We start from the raw sequence: 26,045 nt of genomic DNA on the forward strand, positions 1-26,045 counted from the left end.
CATCGATTCAGACCACTGCGAGCCCGATGACCACCGACTCACTGTCCCGCTCCCATGCCGCGGCGCTGGATGCCGCCGACCCGCTGCACACACTGCGCGATGCCTTCCTGTTTCCGCAGCATGCCGGCGCCGATCAGACTTATTTCGTGGGTAATTCGCTGGGCCTGCAACCCCGCAACGCGCGCGCCATGGTGAGCGAGGTGCTCGATCTCTGGGGCGCATTGGCGGTGGAAGGCCACTTCACCGGCCCCACCCAATGGCTGACCTATCACCAGCTGGTGCGCGACGGACTGGCGCGCGTGGTCGGCGCGCAGCCTGGCGAAGTGGTGGCGATGAACACCCTCAGCGTCAATCTGCATCTGATGATGGCGAGCTTCTATCGCCCGACTGCAGAGCGCGGCGCGATCCTGATCGAAGCCGGCGCGTTTCCATCCGACCGTCATGCGGTGGAATCGCAGTTGCGCCTGCACGGGCTGGATCCGGCCACCCATCTGATCGAGGTGCAGGCCGATGAAGCCGATGGCACGCTGTCGATGGCCGCCATCGCCCAGGCCATTGCCGCGCATGGTCCGCGGCTGGCGCTGGTGCTATGGCCCGGCATCCAGTACCGCACCGGCCAGGCCTTCGATCTGGCCGAGATCGTGCGCCTGGCGCACGCGCAAGGCGCCGCGGTGGGATTCGATCTGGCGCACGCGGTGGGCAATCTCCCGCTGTGCCTGCACGACGATGGCGCCGACTTCGCAGTGTGGTGCCACTACAAATATCTCAATGCCGGCCCCGGCGCGGTGGGCGGCTGCTTCGTGCATGCGCGTCACGCCACCAGCGATCTGCCGCGCATGGCTGGCTGGTGGGGACATGAGCAACCCACGCGGTTCCGCATGGAGCCGCAGTTCGTGCCCTCGCCCGGCGCCGAGGGCTGGCAGCTGAGCAACCCGCCGGTGCTGGCACTGGCACCGCTGCGCGCTTCGCTGGCGTTGTTCGACCAGGCCGGCATGGCCGCGTTGCGCGCCAAGTCCGAACAGCTCACCGGCCATCTGGAACAGCTGATCCACGCGCGCCTGCCGCAGGTGCTGCAGATCGTCACCCCGGCCGAACCGGCGCGGCGCGGCTGCCAGCTGTCGCTGCGGGTGGCCGGCGGGCGCGCGCAGGGACGCGCACTGTTCGAGCATCTGCATGCCGCCGGCGTGCTTGGCGACTGGCGCGAACCGGACGTGATCCGCATTGCGCCGGTACCGCTGTACAACCGTTTCAGCGATCTGCACACCTTTGTGGAGCAGGTGGAAGCCTGGGCCGCCACCTGAGCGCGGCAGGCTGACTGCTGCGCCACCAGGCCGCGTGGCCGGCACGCGGAATCGCTGCATGCCCACGTACACTCCGAGCCCCGCCCAGGGCTGATGCCAGGGCGGCCGCCATTGCCAGTTGCTGTCTCCCCCTTTTTTGCCGGCGCTGCGTCCGGCTGCTGCCGGACATTGCATTGAGCCCAGTCTCCCCTCGCTCCCTGACCCTGATCGGCGCCGGCCTGGCCGGTTGCCTGCTGGCCATCCTGCTGTCGCGTCGCGGCTGGCAGGTCACCGTCTACGAACGCCGCGGCGACCCGCGCATCAAGGGCTATGAGTCCGGGCGCTCGATCAACCTGGCATTGGCAGAGCGCGGCCGCCACGCGCTGCGCCAGGCCGGCGCCGAAGACGCAGTGATGGCCAAGGCGGTGATGATGCGCGGGCGCATGGTGCACCCGGTCAGCGGCGAGCCGCAGCTGCAGCGCTACGGCCGCGACGACAGCGAGGTGATCTGGTCGATCCATCGCGCCGCCTTGAACATTGCGCTGCTGGATCTGGCCGAACAGGCCGGCGCACGCGTGCACTTCTATCGCCGCCTGCACACGGTGGACTTCGATGCGGGCTATGCGCGCTTCATCGACGACCGCGACGACCAGCCGCACGAGATCCACTTCCAGAGCCTGATCGGCAGCGACGGGGCCGGCTCGGCGCTGCGCGCGGCGATGCAGCGCAAATCGCCGTTGGGCGAGCGCATCGAGTTCCTGGATCACTCCTACAAGGAGCTGGAAATTCCGCCGCTGCCCGATGGCGGCTTCCGCATCGAACGCAATGCGCTGCACATCTGGCCACGCGGGCGTTACATGTGCATCGCGCTGCCCAACGATGGCGGCACCTTCACCGTCACCCTGTTCCTGCCCAACGCCGGTGAGCCCAGCTTCGCCACCACCCGCACTGGCGAAGAAGCGCATGCCCTGTTTTCCCGCGATTTTCCCGATGCGCTACCGCTGATTCCGCAGCTGGAAGAGCACTGGGAGGAACATCCGCCCGGCCTGCTCGGCACCCTGACCCTGGAGCGCTGGCACCTGGACAGCCGCGCGCTGCTGATCGGCGATGCTGCGCACGCGATGGTGCCCTTCCACGGCCAGGGCATGAACTGCGCGTTCGAAGATTGCGTAGCGCTGGCCGAACAGATGGATGCGCACGACGACATCGGCAGCGCATTCGCCGCGTTCGAAGCAGCGCGCCGCGACGATGCCGCCGCGATCCAGCAGATGGCGCTGGAAAACTACCTGGAAATGCGCGACCGCGTGGGCGATGCCGACTTCCTGCTGCAACGCGAACTCGAGCAGCAACTGCAGGCGCGCTGGCCCACCCGCTTCGTGCCGCACTACACCATGGTGACCTTCCTGCGCACACGCTATTCGATCGCGCTGGCGCGCAGCGAGATCCAGCGGCAGATCCTGGTCGAGGCCACGCGTGGGCACAACGACCTGTCGCGGATCGACTGGACCGCGCTGGAAGCGGTGGTGCATGCACGCCTGGAGCCGCTGGAAGGCGCGCACTGAGGCAGGCATGGGCGGGGCGGGAGTTGTGCGGGCACCATGCCCGTTCTCCCCCCGAACGGCCATCGGCACCTCGCGCGCCGACAACGGTGACGTGCCGACGCCCGGCAGGCGTGGTGGCGCCTCCAGGGTAGACGGATCCGCAGCATGGCCCTTGGCCCGCTCAACAGGTTGGACCGCCTCGCCTTGCCAAACGCGTGGCACAGCCATGCCTGCTGCTGCAAGGCGGCCGTGGACGCGTGCCGCGCGGGCAGGCAGGCCATTACCACACCGGTCATGCAAACCGCCCCGCCGGCCACGCTCATCGCCGATGGTCCAACCAATTGCCACTTGGTGGAAGAGCCTGCACCGCATGCACTGCATGACTGTTCCTGCGCTGCCGGCATGTGCCGGGCCACCCGCACAGCTGTGCCTCAGCGTGCCAGCGCCGCGATGAGGGATACTAGCGATCACTAGGCGGCGCATACGCCGTGCGCCGCGGATCTGGATGTCGCAACCGCATGCCCGAGAGCTTTCTCTTTTACGACCTGGAAACCTTCGGCCAGGACCCGCGCCGCACCCGCATTGCGCAGTTTGCAGCCGTGCGCACCGATGCGCAGCTGCGCGTGATCGAAGAGCCGATCAGCTTCTTCGTGCAGCCCGCCGACGACCTGCTGCCCTCGCCCTACGCCACCATGGTCACCGGCATCACGCCGCAGCATGCGCTGCGCGAAGGCGTGACCGAAGCCGAGGCGTTCGCACGGATCGCCGAGCAGATGAGCCGCCCGCAGACCTGCACGCTGGGCTACAACTCGATCCGCTTCGACGACGAGTTCGTGCGCTGCGGCCTGTTCCGCAATTTCTACGACCCGTACGAGCGCGAGTGGCGCGGCGGCAATTCGCGCTGGGATCTGCTGGACGTGCTGCGCCTGGTGCATGCACTGCGCCCGGACGGCATCGTCTGGCCGCAGCGCGAGGACGGCGCCACCTCATTCAAGCTCGAACACCTGGCCAATGCCAACGACGTGCGCGAGGGCGATGCGCATGAAGCGCTGTCCGACGTGTACGCCACCATCGGCATGGCGCGCAAATTCCAGCAGCACCAGCCCAAGTTGTGGGACTACGCGCTGCGCCTGCGCGACAAGCGCTTTGCCGCCACGCTGCTGGATGTGATCGGCATGCAGCCGGTGCTGCACATCTCCCAGCGCTATCCGGCCTCGCGCCTGTGCGCGGCAGTGGTATTGCCGCTGACACGGCACCCACGCATCGACAGCCGGGTGATCGTGTTCGATCTGGACGGCGACCCGGAGGTGCTGCTGCGGCTGAGTCCGGAGGAAATCGCCGAGCGGTTGTACATTCGCGCCGCCGATCTGCCCGAGGGCGAACACCGCATTCCGCTCAAGGAAGTGCATCTGAACAAGTCGCCGGCACTGGTCGCCTGGCAGCATCTGCGCGACGCCGATTTCCAGCGCCTGGGCGTGGACCGCGACGCAGTGCTGGCCAAGGCCGAACGCCTGCGCGGCCTCGGCCCCGCCCTCGCCGAGAAGGTCCGCCAGGTCTACGCCAGCGAGCGTGGCGCCGATGCCGCAGGCAACGATGCAAACGATGCAGACGCCTCGCTCTACGACGGCTTCCTGGCCGAAGGCGACAAGCGCCTGCTGGCCCAGGTGCGCGCAAGTGCACCCGCCGAGCTGGGCGCGCTGGAAGCGCGGTTCCGCGACCCACGCCTGATCGAGTTGCTGTTCCGCTACCGCGCGCGCAACTGGCCGCACACATTGTCGTTCGACGAGCAGGAACGCTGGACCCAGTATCGCCGCAAGCGCCTGCTCGAAGACCACGGGTTGGGCGAAGTCACCCTGGACCAGTACCGCGCGCAGATTGCGGATTTACGGCTTGCTCACCCCGACGATGCTACCAAGCAAGCCCTACTCGACCAGCTCGCCGCCTGGGGTTCGGACCTCCAACGCACGCTATGACCACCTATTTTTCCGACGCCAGTTTCAAGTTCCTGCGCGCTCTGGCCCGCCACAACGACAAGACCTGGTTCAACGACCACCGGCATCAGTACGAGGCGCACGTGCGCCAGCCGTTCCTGCAGCTGATCACCGATTTGCAACCGGGCCTGGCGCAGGTGAGCGAACACTATCGCGCCGACCCCAGGACCCAGGGTGGCTCGCTGTTTCGCATCTACCGCGACGCGCGCTTTTCCAACGACAAATCGCCGTACAAGAACTGGCAGGGCGCGCGCCTGTTCCATGCGCGCCGGCGCGAAGTACCGGCCCCTTCGTTCTATCTCCATCTGCAGCCGGGCGAGAGCTTCGTTGGCGCAGGTCTCTGGCATCCGGAACCGGACACCCAGCGCAAGCTGCGGCAGTTCATCTTCGACAACCCCGGTAGCTGGAAAGCGGCCGCGCACGCCCCCAAGTTGCGTCGCAAGTTTGCGCTGGACGACAGCGAAAAGTTGGTGCGTGCGCCGCGCGGCTTTCCCAACGATTTCGAGTTCATCGACGATCTCAAGCACCGCAACTGGGCCTACCTGCGCCACCTGGACGACGCCGTCATGACCGGGCCACGCCTGCGCCAGACCATCGAGGCGGACCTGGTGACGCTGGCGCCATTCGTCGATTACCTGTGTGCGGCGCTGGATCTGGAATTCTGATGCGGCAGGCGGCATGCGCAGTGCCGCCGTTGCCGTGGCACGTGTGATCCGGCCCATGCCTGCACGCACTGGCTGCACGCAACCACCGCCCCAACGACCCTGGCAACGGAGTGCGAACGATGAAGAAGCGTTGGTGGTTAGTGCCCTTGACACTGGTGGTCCTGCTGGCCGGCTATGTGGTGGCCGGGCCGTATCTGGCCATCCGTGGCATCAGCCACGCGATCGCCGAACGCGATGCTGCGCAGCTGGACCGCTACGTGGATTTCCCCAGCCTGCGCGTCAATCTCAAGGCGCAGCTGGATAATTACCTGGTGCGCCAGGCCGGCAGCGGCATGCAATCGAGCCTGCTTGGCGGCTTCGCCCTGCAACTGGCCAGCGGCATCAGCGGCGCAGGCGTGGATACCTTGGTGACGCCGCTGGGCATCGGTGCCTTGCTGCAAGGCCATAGCGTGTGGAATCGCATGATCGGCGATACTGTCAGTGCCGACACCTACGCGGCGCCGGCACCGGCGCGTCCGCTGCAAGGCGCCACGCAGCGCTTCGAATCCACCCGACGCTTCACCGCCACCACGCGCACTGCCAATGGCGCGCCGGTGACCTTCGTGCTGACCCGTCAGGGCCTGCGCTGGCGGCTGACCGATATCCAGTTGCCGCTGACCGACGCCACCCCAGCGCCAGCACGATAGCGCGCGGCGCAGCAGTGCGTTGCCGGGAGCAGGAGCGTCGCGCACAAGAGCCGCTGACCTAACGACCAGGCAACCGTCAGGCGGATCCGGCCCGGTGCCCGGAATCCTTCTGGACCACCCGTACATTCCGGCGCGTGCAATGCCAGCCGCACCCACTTGATGACCACTTGCCTTGGGGTGTGATCCCTCGCAGGTCGGCGTGCCTGTTCAATGGCACGCGCACGCCGCTGGATGATTGCCGGGCAACTGCGGTGACCGTTTAGCCTCAGCACAGATGCGGCATATCGCACGCTGTCGCGATCCACCCACCGGCCACGCTGCGTCGGCGCCACGCCAACCAGCCAGATCGTTTCGGCACTGGCCGGTTAGGAAAACCGCCAGGCACGCTCCAGCCACGCTGCCTGCAGCCGCTGCATCGCCGGACGCAGCTGGCGGCGTGCCGCCCACGGCAACCCGGCCAGGGCCTGCTCCGGCGTTCCCGGGGTACCTCGGCGGTTCCAGGCGATCACCACCTGGTTGCGCAGATCCTGCTCGGGCAATACCAGTACCAACCCGTCGAAGATCGAACGCAGCTGCGCCAGCGGCTCTGCGACCGGCACGTCGTACAGATTCAGCGCCATCACGCCACCGGGGGTCAGCGCGGCACGGCACTGTGCGTAGAACTCGGAGGTGCACAGCGTCGGCGGGATGCCATCGGCATCGTAGGCATCCAGCAGCAACAGGTCGTAACGCCCGTCACGCCCACCGATCCACTGCGCACCATCGCCCAGGCTGATCTCCAGCCGCGCATCGTCGGGCGGCAGCGCAAACGCATCGCGCAGTGCCAGCACCTGCGCATCGGCCTCCACCGCCTCGATACGCGCGTGCCGCAGATAGCGGTGGCAGAACTTCAACTGCGCGCCACCACCCACGCCGATCAAGCCGATACGTGCAGGATGCGGCTGCAACCACACTGCGGCCAGCATGCTGCGCGTATACGGCAACACCAGCCGATGCGGTGCCCAGCGCGCCATGCGGGTTTGCACCGTGTCGTCGCTGAAAGACAGCTCCAGCGCGCGCCAGCTGCGACGCAACGCCGCGCGTAATGGCGGCGGCGCTTCGCTCATCGGCTCGGCGGATCGTTGGCCACGCCATGTGGCACATGACCGGCGGCCACATGCTGGTGCTGGCGTGCGCTGTCGATGTTGTGCTGCGAATCGTCGAAGAAGATATCCGCGCCGAAGGCTTCAAGGAACGGCCCCTTGTGCCGGCCGCCGAGAAACAGCGCTTCGTCCAGGCGCACGCCCCACTCGCGCAGCGTGCGGATCACCCGCTCATGCGCCGGCGCCGAGCGCGCGGTGACCAGCGCGGTGCGGATCGGCGAGGCTTCGCCGGGCGGGAACGCCGCCTGCAGCGTGTGCAGTGCCGAGAGAAAGTTGCGAAACGGCCCCACCGACAACGGCTCGCGCGCACGTTCGCGCTCATGCCGCCCAAAGGCTTCCACACCCTGCTCGCGCGAGATGCGTTCGCTCTCATCGCCAAAGATCACCGCGTCACCGTCGAAGGCGATGCGCAACTGCGTGGACAGCCGGCTTTCGTCGTTGTCCACAATCGCTGCAGCCGCCTCCGCGCGTTCGCCCGGCGCACGCGGCATGATGGTGGCTGCGGCAATGCCATGGGTCAGCGCTCGCCGCACCGAGTCCGGGTTGGCCGAGAGGAACAGATCGGTGCCGAACGGCTTGACGTACGGCCAGGTCGGCTCGCCGGAGGTGAAGGTCGCGCGCACGATGCCCAGGTTGTAATGCTGGATCGAATTGAAGATGCGCAAGCCGGTATCGGCAGAATTGCGCGACAGCAGGATCACTTCCACGCGCGGGGTTTCTTCGGGCACGTCGTGGTTGAGCGCCAGCAGCTTGCGCACCACCGGAAACGCCACGCCCGGCTGCAGGATGTCGTCCTCGTGCTCGCGTTGGAACGCCGAGTAGGCCTCCACCCCGCTGGATTCGAACAAGGCATGGCCCTCTTCGAGATCGAACAGCGCGCGCGAGGTCACCGCGACGGTCAATAACCTGGGGGAGTTGTCAGCCATTTGGGTGCCGGGAATGGGGAATCGGGATGGGGGAATGGGGTGGAGCGACAACGAAGTTTCTGGGAGTTGAGATCGTTACCTGCACTGCATCGTACCTTGGGCACGCGCAGGCTCGGCTGCACCTCGCGCTGCTGCCGCTGCCAATCCCGAATCCCCACTGCCCCATCCCGGCCACTCACACCGCAAACTGCTCGCTGAAGATGCGTTCTTCCAGGTTATGTTCGGGGTCGAACAGCAGGGTCACGCGGCGCTCGGTGGATTCGCGGATGGTCACTTCCACCACATCGCGGATCTCGTGCGAATCGGCGGTGACGCTGACCGGGCGTTTGTAGGGATCGAGCACGCGAAAGCGCACTTCGGTATCGGCCTTGAGAATGGCGCCGCGCCAGCGCCGCGGGCGATACGGTGCGATCGGGGTCAGCGCCAGGGTGTGCGAGCCCAGCGGCAGGATCGGACCATGCGCCGAATAGTTGTACGCCGTGCTGCCGGCCGGGGTGGCCACCATCACGCCGTCGCCGATCAGCTCGGCAATGCGGGTCTGCCCATTGAGATCCACGCTCAGATGCGCAGCCTGACGGGTCTGCCGCAGCAGCGAGACCTCGTTATAGGCCAGCGAGCCGGCACTGGTACCGGATTCGGTCTGCACCAGCATTTCCAGCGGCCGCAGGTGGGCGGGCTCGGCGCGTTGCAGACGGGCCAACAGATCGTCTTCGTCGTCGCGGTACTGGTTCATCAGGAACCCGACCGAGCCCAGCTTCATGCCGAATACCGGTTTGTCGGCAGCACCATGGCGATGCAGGGTCTGCAGCATGAAGCCGTCCCCGCCCAGGGCGCAGACCACGTCGGCCGTTTCCAGCGGATGATCGCCGTAGCGCTGCACCAGGCGCGCGCGCGCAGTGGTCGCGGGCTCGGTCGGGCTGGCCAGGAAAGCGATACGGGGTGGTGCGGTCATCGTCGACTCCAGAACGTGCGAATCAGCATACCGCAGCCCCGTGGCGGGCTTGTTGCCCGCCGCGCCCTGCCCTCGCCTGCGCAGCCGTAGCTGCGTTCGCGCGTTCAGGCATTGCCACGCCTTGGCGCGGCAAACAAAACGTGGCGAGCGGTCGTCAGGTCAGTGCAGACGGCGCGCAGGAACCGGCGTGCATGCGTGGTAGATGCCGCACCGCGCACCGGCCGCGCCCACCTGGCGGTGAGCGCAGTCGTTTTGGTAGCTGCTCTGCGCCGTGTGTCGATGCGGCAACTGCGCGTGCTGGCGACGTTGCCACAGCACGCAGCACTGCATCGGACACAACCAGGCTGGGCTCAAGCCGTCAACCGCCATGCGCGATGGATGCGCGCATGCCGCTCGAAATCCGGGTCGATGGTACGCGGGCTGATTTCCTCGCATTGCGCGAACTCCGCCACCGCTTCCTCGTCCAGCTTGAAACGGCGGAAGTTGTTGGAGAAATACAGCACGCCGCCCGGCGCCAGGCGTGCCACCGCCGCGCGCAGCAAGCGCACATGCTCGCGCTGGATATCGAAATCCTCCGCGCGCGCGGAGTTGGAGAAGGTCGGCGGGTCGCAGAAGATCACATCGAAATGCGCACGCTCGGCTTCCAGCCAGGCCAGCGCATCGGCCTGCACCAGCTTGTGCTTGCTCCCGGCCTGGCCGTTCAAGGCCAGGTTGTCGGCGCACCATTGCAGATAGGTGCCGGACAGATCCACGCTGGTGGTGGCGCTGGCACCGGCCACCGCCGCCTGCACGCTGGCCACGCCGGTGTAGCAGAACAGGTTGAGGAAGCGCCGGCCCTTGCTCTGTTGCGCCATGGTGCCGCGCAATGGGCGGTGATCCAGAAACAGGCCGGTGTCCAGATAATCGAACAGGTTCACCCGCAGCAGCGCGCCGTGCTCGCGCACGTTGACGATTTCGTTACGCTGCTCGAAGCGGCCGTACTTGCTGCCGCCCTTGCCACGCTCGCGTGACTTCAATGCGACCCGCTCGGCCGGCACCTCGAACACTTCGCGCGCAGCCGCCAGCAGCTCGCCCAGGCGACGGCGCACATCCGCCTCGGGAATGGTCGCCGGCGCGGCATATTCCTGCACGTGCAGGAAGATGCGTCGGTCGCCATCGGCTTGCTGATACACGTCGATGGCAGCGGAATACTCCGGCAGGTCCGCATCGTAGACACGGAAGCACTCGATGCCTTCGCGGGCGCGCCACTTCTTGAACTTCTGCAGGTTCTTGCGCAGGCGGTTGGCGACCATCTGTGCGCCTTCGCTGAGCGCGGTGGGCGCCGCCCGCGGGGTGCGCCGCGGCACCGCGATCGGGTCGCAGACGATCAACGCGCACTCGATCGCGCCATTGAACAACTGGTATTTCTTGCCCGCGCGCAGCCCGGTGGCATAGGCCAGCTCGGCGTTGCCGCACAGCAGGCTCGCGCGCCACTGCGGCACCACGCGCTGCAGGGTGTCGCCCAGCTTGCGATACAAGGCCGCATCGGCAGCCAGGCGCTCGTCGTACGGCGGGTTGCACACCACCACGCCGGCGGCCTGCGGCGGGGACTGCAGGTCGCCGACCTCGCGCACGCCGAACCAGATCGCTTCGGCCACGCCGGCCACCTGCGCATTTTCTTTCGCCGCGCGGATCGCATGCGGGTCCATGTCGCTGCCGTGGATCACTTGCTTCAGCGCGGCACGCCCGGCACTGTCGCGATCGCGCGCCTCGTTCACCAATTGCTGCCAGCCCTCGCGGTCGAAGCCGCGCCAGCGGCTGGGCAGATCGCTGCCATAGCGCTGCAGGCCAGGCGCCACGTCGGCGGCCATCAAGGCACCTTCGATCAACAGCGTGCCGCTGCCGCACATCGGGTCCAGCAAGCCGCCGCCATTGGCATAGGCGCGCGGCCAGCCGCCGCGCATCAATACCGCCGCAGCCAGGTTTTCCTTCAACGGCGCCTCGTTCTGCGCCATGCGCCAGCCACGCCGGTGCAACGGGCCGCCGCCCAGGTCCACCGAGATGGTGGCGCGGCCCTTGCGCAGCGACAGGTTCAAGCGCAGGTCGGGGCTTTCCACATCCACCGACGGGCGTTCCAGGCCCTGCCGGCGCATGGTGTCGACCACCGCATCCTTGATGCGCTGCGCGGCATAGCGCGCATGCGTGATCGCGGTGCCGGAGACGTGCGCATCCACCGACAAGGTGTGGCCCACCGACAGATGCTCGTCCCACGGCAGTTCGGCAACACCTGCGTACAGCGCGTCCTCGTCCGGGCAGTCGAACTCGGTGAGCGGCCACAGCACGCGGCTGGCCAGGCGCGACCACATGACGGCGCGCAGCGCATCGCGCGGTTCGCCTTCGACGTTGACGCCGGAAATGGTGGCGGTGGCCTTGCTGGCGCCAAGCGTCAGCAGCTCGTCGGCAAGCAGGTATTCCAGGCCTTTGGCGCAGGATGCGAAGAATTTCACGTGGGCAGGTATCGATAAAGACGCTGGCCGCGGCGGCGAGCGTGGGAGCAGGACGGCGGGCCGGCGCCCGCAGGGGCAGTGCCGTGGCCGCCGGGGACGGGCGCAAATGGTCGGCCATCGCGGCCGGCATTACCACCCCCGCCGGCCGCATCGCCCGCCGCGCGGTTCACCACGGCGCCAGCCGCCACTGCGGCTGCCCGGTGTCCAGCCGCTGCTGCAGGGCCAGCCGCTCGAGGAAGGCGGCATCGTGCGAGGCCACCAGCAACGCGCCGGTGTAGCTGCGCAGCAGCGTCTCGATCGCTTCGACGGACGCCAGATCCAGATGATTGGTGGGTTCGTCCAGCAACAGCAATTGCGCCGGCCGTGCCCGGTACAGCGCGCAGGCCAGCGCCGCCTTGAGCCGCTGGCCGCCGCTGAGCTGACCGGTGGGCAGGTCGGCGCGCTGCCGGTCCAGCCCCAGCAACGCCAGCCGCAGCCGCTGGACGTGCTCGGCCGTGGCCGGGTGGGCATCGCACAGCTGCGCGACGGCCGAGCGGGCCGGGTCGAGCAGGGCCAGGTCCTGATCCAGATAGGCCACTGGCACATGCACCTCGCACTGGCCGGACTGTGCCGTCAGGCGCCCGCCCAACAGCTGCAACAGCGAGGATTTGCCGCTGCCGTTCGGGCCGACCAGCCTGATGCGGGGTTGGCCGTGCAGCAGCAGATCCACGCGTCGCCCACCCAGCCGCCCGTCCGCGAGTTCCACCTGCTGCAGGGTCGCCAGGCGGTGCGACGCGCCCACCGGCATTGCCGGTGCCAGCAATGCAATGGCCTGCGGGGCCTCCACCTGGGCGGCGGCCTGCGTCACCGCCGCCGCCAGGCGCGCCTGTTCGGCCTGGCGCTGCTGCTGCAGCCGGCCTGCACTGACCTCGCTGCGCTGCCGCTGGCCCCCGAGCAGGATCGGTGCCTGATTGGCCTGCGCTGCCGCCCGCGCACCGCGCGCCTGGCGTTGTTGCTGACGCATGTGCTGCTCGCGCAGTGCCTGTTCGCCGCGTGCGCGCGCCTGTTTGCGCTGCGCAAGCAGCTCGCCGGCCGCCTGTTGCTCGCATGCGTGCTGCTGCGCGTAGTGGGCGTAGTTGCCGCCATAACTGCGCAGCCCGTGCGCGGACAACGCCAGGATGCGCTGCATGCCGTCCAACAGCATCCGGTCATGACTGATGATCAGCAATCCGCAAGTCCACGCCTGCAACTGCGCCATCAGCCGCTGTCGCTGCTGGCCATCCAGGTGGTTGCTGGGCTCATCCAGGATCAACATGTCCGGCTGCATCAGCCAGGCACCGGCAAGCGCCACCCGCATGGCTTGGCCGCCACTCAGATGCGCGGCGGGAGCAGACGGATCGCGGCCACCCAGCCCCTGCTGATCGAGCGCTGCGGCGAACTCGGCGTGGGCGTTCCAGCGCTCGCCCACCCGCTCGAAATCGGCAGGCGCCGCGTTCCCGGCGGCGATCCGCTTCAACGCATCCAGCAGCGGCGCCACACCTGCCAGATCGGCGATACGCTGCCCCGGCGTTGCGCTCACGCGCTGCGGCAGGTAATGCACGCTGCCACCGCGCACGCAGCGCCCGCTACTGGGGGCCAGCTGGCCGGCCAGCAAACGGCCGAGCACACTCTTGCCGACGCCATTGCGCCCGACCAGGCCGGTATGGCGCTGATCGAGCTGCAGGGTCAGATCGGAAAACAGCGTACTGCCATCGGGCAGCACGAATGCGACGCTTTCCAGCGTCACCAACGGACAGGTCATCAGTGTCTCCATTGCATGCCAGGACACGTCGCGCTCCAGACGGAACAGCAACGGGTATGGCCGTCATTGCGACGGCGGCATCAATGGCGCATTGGACCAATCCTCGAATCGGGGGTGCGGCCCAAGTGTAGGCCGGTCTGCGGCTGCGGCGAAACCCTCGGGCCCGGATGCGCCGCAGGGCGGCTCGCTGCGGTGGTTTGGAGCGGCTAACAAAAGCTAGCGAGCAGTCGTCAGGTCGGTGTGGACGGCGTGCAGGAGCCGGAGTGTAGGTGGTACATGCCGATTCCGGGCGCTGGCCGCGCCCGCCTGGCGGGGAGCACAGTGGTTTTGTCAGCCACTCCTGGCCGCAGCAAGCACCCGCCTGCGCGGTGGATCGCCCTGGCCGCCACCTTGCCGGCACAGCAGATCAGCGCAGTGGCGATCAGCGGTGCCTGCAGGCCCGCGCCGACGCAGCGGACACGCCCCGGGAACGCAACAACACTCCATGCGGCGTGAGCGGCAGTGATTGGCCGCTGCCGTCAGTGGCCCATCGGCTTTTGCGCAATGACCGTGGGAAAAATGCTCGCCCGATCGTCGATGAAGCGCACGCTCGCAAAGCCGGCGCTTTCCAGCTGCGCGCGCGTCTGCGCATGGGTGCGAAACGAGGCCCAGCGCGCCTGCACGATATCGATGAAGACCTGGCTCTGCAGCACAAGCGACGCCTGATCCAACAGCGCCAGCTTCCACGGGGAGTGCGCACACAGGCTGGGCGGAGGCGTCAGGAAACTCGCCACCAGCGTACCGCCCGGCCGCAGCCTGTCGAAGAACGCGCGATACAGCGCGACCACGCGCGCATCGTCGGGCTCATAAAGATTCAGGCCGTTGCTGGTCACCACGTCCACACTGTCCGCATCGCCCTGCGCCCAGGCGTCTTCCAGACGCAGCGACAGCTGCTGCTCCAGGCCGTACCGACGTGCCAGCTGCAGCGCACCGTCCAGCGCCTGCGGGTCCAGATCGATGCCGATCAGATGCACATCCGGGCACTGCCGGTAATCCAGGCTCAGCACATCGCCCATCCAACCGCACGGCACCGACGCGATGGTCATCCCGGGCCGCAACAAGGCCTGCAATTGCGCACGGAAGATCCCGAACCGCTCGCGGGTCGCGAGCACGGCCGGCGTCTTCTCGAAAATTTCGTACTCCAGTGCCGGCGTGGTGTCCTGCGGCAGGGTGCCGGCCTGATAGGTGACCAACCGATGCGTCCACTCCGCATTGAGCCCGCGATTGCGTAACAGGAACCGGCCCAGTTCCATCGCCCACAGCGCATCGACCAAGTGCAGCAAACGCTCCACGTCGGCAGCAGAGCGGCTGGCGTCCTGTCGCAGTCGCGACCTGATCGACGTGAGCAGGGTCGCATCATCCTGCAAGGTGTCGCCCGCGTGCGAGATCAGGCGCGCATGCAGTGCGGCTGGCGGCACCGGTGGCTCGTCACGTTGCATCCTTCACCTCGGCAAGCGTTGATCGCTGGTGCCGACCATGGTGACGATGGCGGCGCTGCGCTGCGGCCGGAAGCGCGATGCAGGGTGCGGCTGAGCGAACGGGCACGGCGTGCGCGCAGGGTCGCGACGGCACCGGACACGCATGTGCGCCGCAGCGCGACTCAGCCCAGACCGAATGCCGGGTGATAGGCCACATCGGCCAGCGGCAACAGCCGGTCCCCGAACGCCAGCGCCTGCAATTCCGATACGGGGGCATCGGGTACGCTCAGGCCCGGCTCCACCGCAAACCCGAACCGGCGGAAAAAGTCGGGTTCGCCAAACACAACGCATCCCGCCGCACCGCGCTCGCGCAAGGTGGCCAGGGCTGCGTGCACCAGGCGAGTGCCCAGGCCCTGGCGTTGGTGGCCCGGGCCCACCGCCAGCGGCCCCAACGCGAACCAGCCGGACGAACCGTCGGACAAGCTCACCGGCGACACTGCCAGATGGCCGACCACATACCCATCGTGGTCGGCGACCAATGACAATGCCAGCGCATCATCCTCGCGCAACGCGGCGATCACATGCTGCTCGTCATGGCGGCTGTGCTCGGCGCGCATGAACGCCACCATGGTCAATACCTCGATGGCCGCCGCGTCGCCGTCGCTGGCCTCGCGGATCAGCACCGCCATCGGCGGCTCGGACTGCGCGGGCGGCATGTCGTCGGCCTCGTGCATCACAGGCGCTGCAACAGCTCGGCAAACGCGCTCGCTGCCGTCTCCACATGCGCGGCAAGATCGTGCTCATCGTCGACCAACAACAGCCGCGCCCGACGCGCCTGCGCCCAGGCGATGACATCGGCGGCAGGAATCAACGCATCGCGCCAGGCATGTACCACCGAGATCGGTACCGGCGCGGCATCCAGTGCCGGCATCGGGCCCATCGTGGTGGGCGGCACCATCAGGAACAGTCCGCGCGTCGGCACCTGCAGCGATACCTGCGCGGCGATATAGGCGCCCAGGCTGGACCCGACCAGCACCAACGGCCCCTTGCCCGCGGCGTCGCGTGCGATCTGCAGCAGGCGCTGCAAGCGTCCACGTACGTCGCCGAGCGGACTGACCTCGCGTTGCGCATCCAGATCGGTGAAATCCGGGCGTTCGTGGGTCCAGCCCAGGCGGTCGGCAACCTCGGCCAATGCGCTGACCTTGCGTGCCGCAGGGCCGCTCTCGAACCCGTGCGCCAGAATGCAATGGCCGCGGCTCATAGCGCCTGCACCGTATCGCCAACACGCAGCACACCGCCCCGCAAGACACGCGCGCACAGCCCGCCATGTCCACGCATCGCGTTGTAGCCGCCCGCGCCCAGCGCGTCTTCCATGCGCGAACACGGGTCGCACGGGTCGGTTCCTTCCAGCTCGACATCGCCGATACGGAAACGCCGCCCCTTCAATGCGATCAGCGGAATCCCGCTGACCACCAGATTGCGTCGCAGCGTGGCCGGCGCGATCGCCGCGTGCCCGGCCAGCGCCGCGATCACCGGCAGATGCTCGGCCTGGATCAAGGTGATCCCCCGCTTGCCGCTGCCGCCCTGGTAGCGATCGCCCACCAACCCGATGCCGGCGGTGGCCTGCGCGGCGTCCACCTCCAGCATCTCCACATCACGCGCCGGACGCACGCCGATCCAGGTCACCTGACCGGTCTGCGGCAGCGTCGCCATCAATTTGCCCAGGGGGCTGTCGGGATTCAAAGCCATCGTCGAATGCTAGCATCCGCTTCATGTCCGATGCCGTCCTGCCGTCGCCGCCGATCACCTACGCGCCGTTGCCCTACGAATCGCGCCTGGCCCGCCGCGCGCTTGGCCAGATCGACATGGTGGTCATCCACTGCACCGAATTGCCGGACATGGCGATGGCGCGCGACTACGGCGAGCGCGTGCTCTACGACAGCGGCACCGGCAATAGCGGCCATTACTACATCGATCGCAATGGCAGCATCCAGCAGTACGTCGCGCTCGAGCGCGTCGCCCATCATGTGCGTGGGCACAACCCGCACACGCTGGGCATCGAACTGGTCAACAGCGGGCGGTATCCGCACTGGCTGGATTCGCGCCATCAGGAGATGCGCGAGCCGTATCCGGAGGCGCAGATCGCAGCGCTTGTCACGCTGTTGCACTGGCTGCAACAACAACTGCCTGCGGTGCGTCGCATCGCCGGTCACCAGGAACTGGATACCACGCTGGAGGCGGCCAGCGACGATCCGGCGCGCAAGATCCAGCGCAAGCTCGATCCTGGCCCCCTGTTTCCGTGGTCACGCATCGAAGCGGCGGTCACCTGGTCGCATGCGCTGCGTTGAACGCATGCCCGGTCAGGGCGTGCAACGCCAGAGTGATCAGGGGTCCAGCGCGCGATAGGTCTTTTCGCCCGCGTTCACCGCCACGTCCAGCCGATTTTCCGGCGGCGCGATCGGGCAGACCACATGCGTGGTGAAGGCGCAGGGCGGATTTTCGGCCAGATTGAAATCCAGGCTCACCTGCCCGTCGCGTGGCATCGCGGTGAACAGATAACGCGCGCCGCCATAGCTCTCCTTGCCGCTGGTACGGTCGGCAAACAGGAAAAACAATCCACTGCCGTCATCCTGCACGATCGGCTGCAGGCGATACTCCCGGCCATCGCGCTTGAACACGGCCTCCCCCGGAACCTCCACCGTCAGTGGCGTGCCAATCGATGTCAGCAAGGTAATGCTGCGTGGCGTGGCATACGGCTGCCAGCGCGCCTGCAGGCGCCATTGCGGATCGGTGGGAAAATAGTCGAAACCCTGAAAACGGCTGATTGCCGCTGCGCCCGGGTCACGAAAGCGCCAGCCGAACAAGGTGCCGGTCTGCACCAGATAGAACTGCCGGTTCTGCACCTCGAGCCGGTCGCCACGCCGGCCTGCGCGTTCGGGCTCCAGACTGACCTCATCGACCGGCTGCCCGTTCAAGCGCACCGTCACGCCGGCCGCAGCGCGGAAACGCACATGTCCTTCGGCATCCAGGCTCAGCTCGCCCAACTGCGTCGGCCCGGCCGGCAGCACCAGATCGCTGTGCCGATCGCTGCCTACCCGGTAACGTCCTGCGCGCAGACGACCGGAGCCGGTGTAGCTCAGCCAGCCATCGGGTGCGCGCACCTGGTCCAGTCGCCGGGCGCGCGCCTCTTTCAGTGCGACCTGATAGACCTGCACCTGGTCCGCGTCATGGCGGCCGCTTATCCGCACACCGTCGGTGTCGGCAGTGGATCCCGCCGAACACGCCGCCATCGACATTACCGCGGCGCACACGACGCCAGCCTGCGAATGCAACCGCATGTCATACCCAACCCTGCAAGAAATCGCGCTCCGCGCCGCGAGCCTGCGTCCCCACAGACACCATTCCTGCCCGCATTGTGCCTGATCAGGCAGCGGTCGCGACCGGACGTGACGGATCCTGCAGCCATCCACTCCAGGAACCGGCGTACACACGCGCACCGGGCAGCCCGGCCTCTTCCAGCGCCAGCAACAGATGGCAGGCAGTCACGCCGGATCCGCACATCACCACCGCCTGCTCGGGCCGATACGTGCCCAGCAACGTGGACAGCTCCGCACGCAACTCGTGCGCCGGCTTGAAATGCCCATCGCGCAGGCTCAGGCCCAACGGGCGACTGAGCGCACCGGGCACGTGTCCGGCCACCGGATCGATCGGCTCTACTTCGCCGCGAAAACGCTCGCCGGCCCGCGCATCCAGCAGCCAGCCCGGCGCCTGCTGCAGCCGGGCCTGGATCTGCTCGGCCTCCACCACCGCATCGACATCGAAACATCCCGGATACGCAGGGCCGGCGTGCAATGCCGGTGGCTCGGTGGTCTCCGCCAGGCCTGCGCCGCGCCAGGCAGCCAGCCCACCATCGAGCACCGCCACCCGGCGATGCCCCATCAGCCGCAGCATCCACCAGGCGCGCGCGGCCGCCATGCTGCCATCGCCGGCGTCGTAGACCACCACCTGGCTCTCCGGAGCGATGCCCCATGCGCCCAGACGAGTGGCGAAATCGGCACTGTGCGGCAACGGATGCCGCCCCTGCCCGGGCCGCGACAGATCGGCCAGGTCTTGCTCCAGATCCACGTACTGCGCACCGGGCAGATGCCCCTGCGCGTAGGCCTTGCGTGCGGCATCCGGGTCCGGCGCGGTCGGCGGCGCGGCGCGCGCGTCCAGCACGCGCAGCTGCGGATACGACAAGGCGCCCGCCAGCGTGGCGCTGTCCACCAGCGTGGTCCAGTTCGGCTCTGCACTCATGCAACCTGCTCCAGGCGACGACGAAGATTGAGAAGAATGGCGGCCGTGGCACCCCAGATGCGTTGCCCCGGCCAGTCGTATTCGAGCACGCGGCGCGGCCGCCCGCGAAACTCCAGCTCCACGCTGCGCAGGTTGTCGGGGTCCATCAAATAAGCCAGCGGCACCTCGAAGACCTCGGCCACTTCCTCCGGCTGCGGCACCGCCACGAAACCGGGGTCCACCACCGCCACCACCGGGGTCACCCGAAAGCCGCTCACGGTCAGGAACGGATCCAGATAGCCCAGCGCGTGCACCTGCCCGGCGCCCAGCGCGATTTCCTCGCAGCTCTCGCGCAAGGCCGCCGCCGCCGCGTCGGCATCGGATGGCTCCATGCGCCCGCCCGGAAAGCTGACCTGCCCGGCATGATGGCGCAGGCTGTCAGTACGTCGGGTCAGCAGCACCGTGGTGCCCTGCTCGCGCGGCACCAGGCCGCACAACACCGCCGCTTCGGCGCAGGCACCGCCTTCGCTCAGATCGATCAGCTCGGCATGGTTCCAGCCCGGCCCGTCGGGTGCGGTGTCCAGTGGATACAACGCGCGCCGCAACCGCGCAGATTCGGGCAGCGCAGCGAGCAGCGCGCGCGTCGGCAAGACGGTGTGCAACAACTCCTGGCGTTCGGCGTCGCTCATGCTCATCCAGCGTGCAATTTCATCCAGGCTGCGCAGGCAGCCGACGCAGTGCGACTGCGCGTCCAACGAACATACACCGATACACGGGCTGGCCAGCTGCGCACCGGCCGAATCGGTATCGCTCATCGTTCGCTCCTGACACCCTGGTGCGGTATTCCCATCGCTCTGCTCGCGCCCGTCTGCCGATCTAAAACGACAACGCCGGCCTGGTGGCCGGCGTTGTCACTGCAACAGCAAACGCACTTACTTGACGCTGACCAGCTTGATCTCGAACTGCACGGCCACGTTCGGCGGGAACGGCGTACGCGGGTCGGCGCCGTAGGCCTGATCCGACGGCAAGGTCACTTCCCACTTGGAGCCGGCCGGCATCTGCAGCAGGGTCTCGCGCATGGCCTTCATTTCGACTTCGCTGACCTTGATGGCCGGGATCTGCTGGGCCGGACGCGCCTTCTCGCGGTCGCCGAAGGGGAACGGACCGGCCACTTCCAGCTGCACGGTGCTGGCCTGGGTCGGCTTGGCGCCCTTGCCGGCTTCGATCACGCGGTACTGCACGCCGCTCGGCAAGGTCTGCACGCCAGCGGTGCTCTTGTTCTTGGCCAGGAACGCATCGCTCTTGGTCTTATTGGCCGCAGCGGCCTTGTCGTACTCGGCCTTGGCCTGCTGGGCACGCCCCTGCTCACGCTTCTGGAACGCTTCGACCGCCGGCTTCAGCTGGTCGGCCGTGATCGCCGGCTGCTTCTTGGCATAGGCGTCCTGCAGACCCTTGACCACCGAGTTGATGTCGAGCTGCTCGCCGCGACCGGTGAGTTCGGCAAGGTTGTTGCCGTAGTCGTAACCGAAGTAATAGCTCAACTTGCCCTTTTCGGACGTCGTGTCCTGGGCCAGTGCATTGCCCGTCAGGGCCAGGGCCGCCACAGCGACCGCGATAGAACGCAACTTCATCAAACAATTCTCCAGGGTGGTGGCACAGGACGGGTCTGCCGCCTGAGATGACGCGCTAGGATAGCGGCCGCGATACCGAACCGCTACTTATCACGAAAGCTATGACCAGTAAGGCTTTCGGAAGTTCCGCATTTACTATTTTTTTACGTTCACAAGGGTTGTCGATGTCCAATCACGTCATTCTGATCGCCGATCACGCCAGTGTCCGGACCATTACGGTCAACCGGCCGGACAAACTGAACGCCTTGAACCGCGACACCATGCTGGCGCTGGACCAGGCCTTCGCCGACGCAGCCAAGGCCGACGACGTGCGCGTGGTGATCCTCACCGGCGCCGGGCCCAAGTCCTTCGTGGCCGGTGCGGACATCGCCGAAATGAGTGAGCTGTCGGCGATGGAGGGCCGTGACTTCTCGCTGGTGGGGCAGCAGCTGATGCGCCGGATCGAGCGCATGCCCAAGCCGGTCATTGCGATGGTCAACGGATTCGCGCTTGGCGGCGGGCTGGAACTGGCCATGGCCTGCCACCTGCGCATCGCCGCCTCCACCGCACGACTGGGCCAGCCGGAAATCAATCTTGGCCTGATCCCCGGCTTCGGGGGCACCCAGCGGCTGCTGCGCCTGACCGGACGTGCCGCCGCGCTGGAGCTGTGCCTGCTCGGCCAGCCCATCGATGCGGCCCGCGCCCTGCAGCTGGGCCTGGTCAACCGCGTGGTCGAACCGGATGCCCTGCAGGAAGAAACCCTGGCAGTGGCGCAGCGTCTGGCGGACTCGGCGCCGCTGGCGGTACGCGGCATCCTGGACGCGGTGGTCTTCGGTGGCGAATGCGGGCTGGAAGAGGGATTGCAGCTGGAAACCGCGGAGTTTGCGCTGTTGTTCGCCAGCGAGGACATGCGCGAGGGCACCCGCGCCTTTCTCGACAAGCGCCCCGCCCAGTTCCGCAATCGCTGACACATCATGCTGCCCGACTCCACGCAAGCCATACCCGCGTTGCCACTGCAGCTGTTCGACTGCGTGCAGGCGGACGACCTCGATCGTGCGCTTGCACTCGGACTGATGGACTACCAGCCGACCTCGCAACAAGACGGTGCGGACGCCACGCCAGCCGACGTCGTCGCTGCATTGCTTGCCGCGCAACAGCGCCTGCGCACGGCCTGGGCCGCACGCGAACGTTACCGCGCACGCGCAGCACGCCTGCAACGCCGCGCCGCCGAGCGCGAGGCGCGACGTGCGCCTGCCCCGGCTCCCAGCCAGGCGGCTGCGCCCGCATTGCCGCCGCTGGCTGCCGCCATCCTGGCGCGCGCCAAGGCCAAAGCTGCCGGAGGTGCGCAGTCTTGAAGACCGTTCGCTCCGCCGCTGCGCCACGCCGCGGCAGCATCCTGCGCAAACCCGAGATCCAGGAAATGTTCGCGCGGCTGCGCGAACTCAATCCGCATCCCACCACCGAGCTGGAATACACCACGCCGTTCGAACTGCTGATCGCCGTGTTGCTGTCGGCGCAGGCCACCGATGTCGGCGTCAACAAGGCCACCCGCAAGCTGTATCCGGTGGCCAATACCCCGCGCGACATCCTGGACCTGGGCGAAGAAGGCCTGAAGCGTTACATCTCCACCATCGGCCTGTTCAGCGCCAAGGCCAAGAATGTCATCGCCACCTGCCGCATCCTGCTGGAGCACTACGGCGGCGAGGTGCCGCACGATCGTGCAGCGCTTGAGGCATTACCCGGGGTCGGCCGCAAGACCGCCAACGTGGTACTCAACACCGCCTTTGGCGAACCGACCATGGCGGTGGATACGCATATCTTCCGGGTCGCCAACCGCACCGGCCTTGCACCCGGCAAGGACGTGCGTGTGGTGGAGGACACGCTGGTCAAGGTCATTCCCGCAGAATTCCTGCATGACGCCCATCACTGGCTGATCCTGCACGGCCGCTATGTCTGCAAGGCCCGCAAACCGGATTGCCCGGGCTGCGTGATCCACGACCTGTGCCGCTACCGCGACAAGACCCCGCCGACCCCAGAGCGGCAAACAAAAACGAGGAGTGATGCAGCTATGGCATCCACACAAGCCCGCAGCAAGACGACAGCGCAGTAGAGAACCCCAACCCACACCCAGCAAACGCACAGCCGTATGCTTTTGCGATTCCTGATTCCTGATTCCTGATTCCTGATTCCCGATTCCCGATTCCCGATTCTCGATTCTCGATTCTCGATTCTCGATTCTCGATTCTCGATTCCCGATTCCCGATTCCCGGCCAAAAAAAAAATCGTGACCGGATGATGCGTCTTGCGGCGCCATGCATCATCCGGTCACGACAGCAGTGCTCCCGGCGCAAACGCCGGGATGACAACAGGGTTACGCGGCCTTGCGGGGTTCCGGCAACGGCGCACCTTCGACGGCGCGCTTGCCTTCCACGCGCCGGTCCAGCTCCTTCCAGTCCACCACCAGCTCGCAGCCACGTGACGCCGCATTGCGGCTCCAGTCGCGCAGCAACTCGATGCAGGCGTGGTCTACGTGGTGCAGCTTGGCCACATCCAGATGCAGTGCGGTGTTGGGCGGCACGCTTTCCAGCGTACGCGCCATCGCCGGCACCTTCAGGAAGGTGGCCGAGCCCTGCAGGGTCAGGTGCATCTCGTCCTTCTTGTCGGCGTGCTCGCGCACTTCGACCTTCAGACGCGAGGAATGCAGCGCCAGACGGAACAACGACAGGCCGAAACCGATCAGCACGCCAGTCAGCAGGTCGGTCGCCACGATCGCGAAGGTGGTGGCCAGGTAGATCGCAGCCGTTCCGCGACCGTAGGTCGCCAGCTCCTTGACCTGCCCGATCTTGATCATCTTCACGCCCGTGTAGACCAGGATGCCGGCCAGACACGCCACCGGCGTCATCCGCAGCAACCACGGCAGCAACATCGCGAACACCAGCAGCCAGCTACCATGCAGGATGGTCGACGTACGCGTTGCCGCACCGGCCTGCACATTGGCCGCACTGCGCACGATCACGCCGGTCATCGGCAACGCGCCCAGGAAGCCGCACAGCATATTGCCCACGCCCTGCGCCGCCAGCTCACGGTCGTACTGCGTGCGAGCGCCCTGGTGCATACGGTCCACCGCTGCCGCCGAGAGCAAGGTCTCGGCACTGGCGATGAAGGCAAAGGTCACCGCCGACACCAGCAGGGTGTGGTTGAACACCCCGAAGATGTCGGAGAAGCTCGGGATGCTGATCGCGGAGAACAGGTTGCTCGGCACGTCGACGCGATTGACGTCCAGGCCCTGCAGCTGCGCTGTCGCGGTCACCGCAACCACTGCGATCAACGCACCGGGCAGGAAACGCAGACGCTGCGGACGCAGCTTGTCCCATGCCAGGATGATGCCGATCGTAGCCAGACCCACGAACAATGCAGTGCGGCCGGTGCCTGCGCTGATCGCCTGCCATACCACGGCAGGCAGTGCAGCGAAGTTCTCCAGACCACGCGCCTTGGGCGCGGCATCCATCAGCACATGCGCCTGCGATGCGACGATCAGGATGCCGATGCCCGACAGCATGCCGGCCACCACGGCCGGCGATGTCATCCGGAACCACACGCCTGCCCGGCACAGACCGGCAATCAGCTGGATCGCACCGGCCACCAGGATCACCGGCCCGAGCGCAGCGGCGCCGTGCTCGCGAACCAGTTCGAACACCAACACAGCCAGGCCGGCGGCCGGCCCGCTCACCTGCAAGGGAGAGCCCGCCAGGAAGCCAACAACCAGTCCACCGACGATGCCGGTGATCAGGCCTGTGGCCGGCGGCATGCCGGACGCGATCGCAATACCCATGCACAACGGCAGCGCGACAAGAAAGACCACGACAGACGCCAACAAATCACGCCCGAACAGTCCCTGGCGGAAATATCCGCCGATACCTGATGTGTTCATGATCGACTCCGTCAGGCGAGTTCAGCGCGAACGACTTGCTGCAGTCGCGGACGCGGAGTGGCTTCGGGGGTGCTTTCGGCCAGCAGCGGGCGGAAGCCACCCTTTTCGGCATCGAAGGCGCGGATCTCGCCGTGGGCGATATCGTAGATCCAGCCATGGATCCGCAAGGTGCCGGCGGCCAGACGCGCAGCAACCACCGGCTGCGTGCGCAGGTGGTCCAGCTGCGAGACCACATTCTCTTCGGTCATGCAGCTCAGTGCGTCCTGGCTGGCCGGATCATGCCCGTGATGCGCGGTGACGTGACGCGCCGCATCGGTGTGCTTGAGCCACGCCGCCACCGACGGCACGTCTTCCAGCGATTCCGGCTTGAGCACGGCCTTCATCGCGCCGCAGTCGGTGTGGCCGCAGATCACGATATGACGCACGCCGAGCACCGCAATGGCGTACTCGATCGCCGCCACCACGCCACTGACGTGCTGGGAGTAAGGCGGCACCACGTTGCCGATATTGCGGTAGACGAACAGTTCGCCCGGCTGCGCGGAGAAGATCAGCTCCGGCATGACGCGCGAGTCGGCACAGGTGATGAACAGGGTATGCGGGCTCTGGCCCCCGGCCAGCTCCTGAAAGCGCGCACTCTGGCGCGGATACACTTCCTTACGGAAATGACGAAAACCTTCTAGCAAACTTTCCATGGGAGATTCCTCTAGGCAACGAATGGCCGTTCGCGGCGCAAACCGCAAACTGCAAAGACAACAAATCAATAGGAAATCCGGCGCGCAGAGCACCGGGTGCAGCGACAGCGGGATCAGCCAATCAACGCGTTTGGAGGACGCAGTTGCGGGATCAGGTCGCGTTTCTGATTTGCCGGCGCGTGATGCGCGTGCCACGAAGGGGAATACCGCGCCAGCATCGGCCATGCTTGGGAGAGCAAGGGGATATCGTCTGCAGGCTGGGTATCGACTTGGCTCTGGGTATCGCCATCGTCCTGCGGATCTTCTGCTGCATCGCGTTCTTCGCCAGCATCCACCATGACCGCCAGACCGTCGCCCACCAGCGCATCCTGGATGCGTGTGTGTGCACTGGCGGCCGACCACGCGCTGAGCGCGAGCAGGCAGACCAGCAACAGTTGGAGGAATCGAGGAAACATGGCCTCGAAACTAACAATTTAGACGCAGCATGCGCAAGTGGTGCGTCGCACAAACTGACATATATGTTCATTCTGAAATGGTTACGGTTCAGGTCGCCAGTGACGTAGCCCTCAAAACAGGTCGAATCGGCGCGATCAACGCCCTGTCATAAACCAGCCCCGTTCAGATCTTTGAC

Annotated in this window: 25 protein-coding genes, 2 other RNA genes and 1 pseudogene; 9 read left to right on the forward strand and 19 right to left on the reverse strand. The window is 66.9% G+C overall.

Annotated elements, in window-relative coordinates:
• Window positions 1-26 precede the first annotated feature (26 nt).
• The 5 genes from kynU (at window position 27) to A7D17_RS11695 (ending at window position 6,163) form a co-directional block, all read left to right on the forward strand.
• On the forward strand, window positions 27-1,301 hold the full coding sequence (kynU, locus tag A7D17_RS11675) for a kynureninase (RefSeq protein ID WP_064509232.1): 1,275 nt from the start codon (window positions 27-29) through the stop codon (window positions 1,299-1,301).
• A gap of 173 nt (window positions 1,302-1,474) precedes the next feature.
• On the forward strand, window positions 1,475-2,842 hold the full coding sequence (locus A7D17_RS11680; RefSeq protein WP_064509233.1) for an FAD-dependent oxidoreductase: 1,368 nt from the start codon (window positions 1,475-1,477) through the stop codon (window positions 2,840-2,842).
• 497 nt (window positions 2,843-3,339) lie between these two features.
• Window positions 3,340-4,794, forward strand: a complete 1,455-nt coding sequence (sbcB, locus tag A7D17_RS11685; protein ID WP_064509234.1) for an exodeoxyribonuclease I — start codon at window positions 3,340-3,342, stop codon at window positions 4,792-4,794.
• Window positions 4,791-5,477 carry a DUF2461 domain-containing protein gene (locus tag A7D17_RS11690; protein WP_064509235.1) on the forward strand — a complete coding sequence of 229 codons (687 nt, stop codon included), beginning with the start codon at window positions 4,791-4,793 and terminating at the stop codon, window positions 5,475-5,477. Before sbcB ends, A7D17_RS11690 begins: the two co-directional genes overlap by 4 nt.
• Window positions 5,478-5,596: 119 nt before the next feature.
• Window positions 5,597-6,163 carry a DUF2939 domain-containing protein gene (locus A7D17_RS11695; protein WP_064509236.1) on the forward strand — a complete coding sequence of 189 codons (567 nt, stop codon included), beginning with the start codon at window positions 5,597-5,599 and terminating at the stop codon, window positions 6,161-6,163.
• Between the two features lie 365 nt (window positions 6,164-6,528).
• On the opposite strand, the gene A7D17_RS11700 is transcribed toward A7D17_RS11695, so the two are convergent.
• From A7D17_RS11700 to A7D17_RS11750, 12 genes and pseudogenes are all read right to left on the reverse strand, one after another.
• A complete protein-coding gene (locus tag A7D17_RS11700; protein ID WP_064509237.1) occupies window positions 6,529-7,269 on the reverse strand; it encodes a fused MFS/spermidine synthase in 741 nt (246 codons plus the stop codon).
• The gene (locus A7D17_RS11705; RefSeq protein ID WP_064509238.1) at window positions 7,266-8,231 is read right to left on the reverse strand and encodes a 5'-nucleotidase; all 966 of its coding nucleotides are present in this window, start codon (window positions 8,229-8,231) and stop codon (window positions 7,266-7,268) included. Before A7D17_RS11705 ends, A7D17_RS11700 begins: the two co-directional genes overlap by 4 nt.
• A 175-nt stretch (window positions 8,232-8,406) precedes the next feature.
• A complete protein-coding gene (locus tag A7D17_RS11710) occupies window positions 8,407-9,183 on the reverse strand; it encodes an NAD kinase (RefSeq protein WP_064509239.1) in 777 nt (258 codons plus the stop codon).
• Window positions 9,184-9,311: 128 nt separating this feature from the next.
• Window positions 9,312-9,387: non-coding RNA, sX9 sRNA (locus tag A7D17_RS11715), on the reverse strand.
• A 146-nt stretch (window positions 9,388-9,533) separates the two neighbouring features.
• Window positions 9,534-11,669 carry a bifunctional 23S rRNA (guanine(2069)-N(7))-methyltransferase RlmK/23S rRNA (guanine(2445)-N(2))-methyltransferase RlmL gene (rlmKL, locus tag A7D17_RS11720; RefSeq protein WP_064509240.1) on the reverse strand — a complete coding sequence of 712 codons (2,136 nt, stop codon included), beginning with the start codon at window positions 11,667-11,669 and terminating at the stop codon, window positions 9,534-9,536.
• Window positions 11,666-11,857, reverse strand: a pseudogene (locus A7D17_RS24700) (hypothetical protein). The gene rlmKL and the pseudogene A7D17_RS24700 overlap by 4 nt, the downstream one beginning before the upstream one ends.
• Window positions 11,836-13,449 (reverse strand): ATP-binding cassette domain-containing protein, encoded by a 1,614-nt coding sequence (locus A7D17_RS11725; RefSeq protein WP_064509275.1) that lies wholly within the window; start codon window positions 13,447-13,449, stop codon window positions 11,836-11,838. Before A7D17_RS11725 ends, A7D17_RS24700 begins: the two are co-directional and overlap by 22 nt.
• Window positions 13,450-13,653: 204 nt before the next feature.
• Window positions 13,654-13,727, reverse strand: a non-coding RNA gene (locus A7D17_RS11730) — sX9 sRNA.
• A gap of 240 nt (window positions 13,728-13,967) precedes the next feature.
• On the reverse strand, window positions 13,968-14,927 hold the full coding sequence (locus A7D17_RS11735) for an SAM-dependent methyltransferase (RefSeq protein WP_064509241.1): 960 nt from the start codon (window positions 14,925-14,927) through the stop codon (window positions 13,968-13,970).
• A gap of 161 nt (window positions 14,928-15,088) precedes the next feature.
• Window positions 15,089-15,595, reverse strand: coding sequence for a GNAT family N-acetyltransferase (locus tag A7D17_RS11740; protein WP_064509276.1), 507 nt, complete (start codon window positions 15,593-15,595; stop codon window positions 15,089-15,091).
• 44 nt (window positions 15,596-15,639) lie between these two features.
• Window positions 15,640-16,167, reverse strand: a complete 528-nt coding sequence (locus A7D17_RS11745; RefSeq protein ID WP_064509242.1) for an alpha/beta fold hydrolase — start codon at window positions 16,165-16,167, stop codon at window positions 15,640-15,642.
• Window positions 16,164-16,655 carry an MOSC domain-containing protein gene (locus tag A7D17_RS11750; RefSeq protein ID WP_064509243.1) on the reverse strand — a complete coding sequence of 164 codons (492 nt, stop codon included), beginning with the start codon at window positions 16,653-16,655 and terminating at the stop codon, window positions 16,164-16,166. Before A7D17_RS11750 ends, A7D17_RS11745 begins: the two co-directional genes overlap by 4 nt.
• Window positions 16,656-16,678: 23 nt before the next feature.
• Here A7D17_RS11750 and A7D17_RS11755 point away from each other — a divergent pair, with 23 nt between their 5' ends.
• A complete protein-coding gene (locus tag A7D17_RS11755; protein ID WP_064509244.1) occupies window positions 16,679-17,254 on the forward strand; it encodes an N-acetylmuramoyl-L-alanine amidase in 576 nt (191 codons plus the stop codon).
• Between the two features lie 36 nt (window positions 17,255-17,290).
• Here the strand turns inward: A7D17_RS11755 and A7D17_RS11760 are convergent, their stop codons facing one another.
• The 4 genes from A7D17_RS11760 to A7D17_RS11775 all read right to left on the reverse strand — a co-directional run bounded on the left by A7D17_RS11760 (window position 17,291) and on the right by A7D17_RS11775 (window position 20,812).
• On the reverse strand, window positions 17,291-18,244 hold the full coding sequence (locus A7D17_RS11760) for a DUF1684 domain-containing protein (protein WP_064509245.1): 954 nt from the start codon (window positions 18,242-18,244) through the stop codon (window positions 17,291-17,293).
• An 85-nt stretch (window positions 18,245-18,329) separates the two neighbouring features.
• Window positions 18,330-19,202: a sulfurtransferase gene (locus A7D17_RS11765; RefSeq protein ID WP_064509246.1), complete on the reverse strand. Its 873-nt coding sequence runs from the start codon at window positions 19,200-19,202 to the stop codon at window positions 18,330-18,332.
• Window positions 19,199-19,996, reverse strand: coding sequence for a CoA pyrophosphatase (locus A7D17_RS11770; protein ID WP_064509247.1), 798 nt, complete (start codon window positions 19,994-19,996; stop codon window positions 19,199-19,201). Before A7D17_RS11770 ends, A7D17_RS11765 begins: the two co-directional genes overlap by 4 nt.
• Window positions 19,997-20,113: 117 nt before the next feature.
• Window positions 20,114-20,812 carry an FKBP-type peptidyl-prolyl cis-trans isomerase N-terminal domain-containing protein gene (locus A7D17_RS11775; protein ID WP_064509248.1) on the reverse strand — a complete coding sequence of 233 codons (699 nt, stop codon included), beginning with the start codon at window positions 20,810-20,812 and terminating at the stop codon, window positions 20,114-20,116.
• A gap of 164 nt (window positions 20,813-20,976) precedes the next feature.
• Between A7D17_RS11775 and A7D17_RS11780 the strand changes: the two genes are divergently transcribed.
• The 3 genes from A7D17_RS11780 to nth are packed head-to-tail and all read left to right on the forward strand — an operon-like array spanning window position 20,977 to window position 22,901.
• On the forward strand, window positions 20,977-21,759 hold the full coding sequence (locus A7D17_RS11780) for an enoyl-CoA hydratase/isomerase family protein (protein WP_064509249.1): 783 nt from the start codon (window positions 20,977-20,979) through the stop codon (window positions 21,757-21,759).
• A gap of 6 nt (window positions 21,760-21,765) precedes the next feature.
• Complete coding sequence (locus A7D17_RS11785; RefSeq protein ID WP_064509250.1) at window positions 21,766-22,146, forward strand: hypothetical protein; 381 nt, start codon at window positions 21,766-21,768, stop codon at window positions 22,144-22,146.
• Complete coding sequence (gene nth, locus A7D17_RS11790) at window positions 22,143-22,901, forward strand: endonuclease III (protein WP_064509251.1); 759 nt, start codon at window positions 22,143-22,145, stop codon at window positions 22,899-22,901. Before A7D17_RS11785 ends, nth begins: the two co-directional genes overlap by 4 nt.
• Before the next feature lie 261 nt (window positions 22,902-23,162).
• Here nth and A7D17_RS11795 read toward each other — a convergent pair whose 3' ends face one another.
• From A7D17_RS11795 to A7D17_RS11805, 3 genes are all read right to left on the reverse strand, one after another.
• Window positions 23,163-24,722 (reverse strand): SulP family inorganic anion transporter, encoded by a 1,560-nt coding sequence (locus tag A7D17_RS11795; RefSeq protein WP_064509252.1) that lies wholly within the window; start codon window positions 24,720-24,722, stop codon window positions 23,163-23,165.
• An 11-nt stretch (window positions 24,723-24,733) separates the two neighbouring features.
• Window positions 24,734-25,414 carry a carbonic anhydrase gene (locus A7D17_RS11800; RefSeq protein ID WP_005996719.1) on the reverse strand — a complete coding sequence of 227 codons (681 nt, stop codon included), beginning with the start codon at window positions 25,412-25,414 and terminating at the stop codon, window positions 24,734-24,736.
• Window positions 25,415-25,527: 113 nt separating this feature from the next.
• Window positions 25,528-25,848, reverse strand: a complete 321-nt coding sequence (locus tag A7D17_RS11805; RefSeq protein WP_193395337.1) for a hypothetical protein — start codon at window positions 25,846-25,848, stop codon at window positions 25,528-25,530.
• Window positions 25,849-26,045: the final 197 nt, after the last annotated feature.

Origin of the sequence: Xanthomonas floridensis, from assembly GCF_001642575.1 — a bacterium.
GTDB classification, from domain to species: domain Bacteria; phylum Pseudomonadota; class Gammaproteobacteria; order Xanthomonadales; family Xanthomonadaceae; genus Xanthomonas; species Xanthomonas floridensis.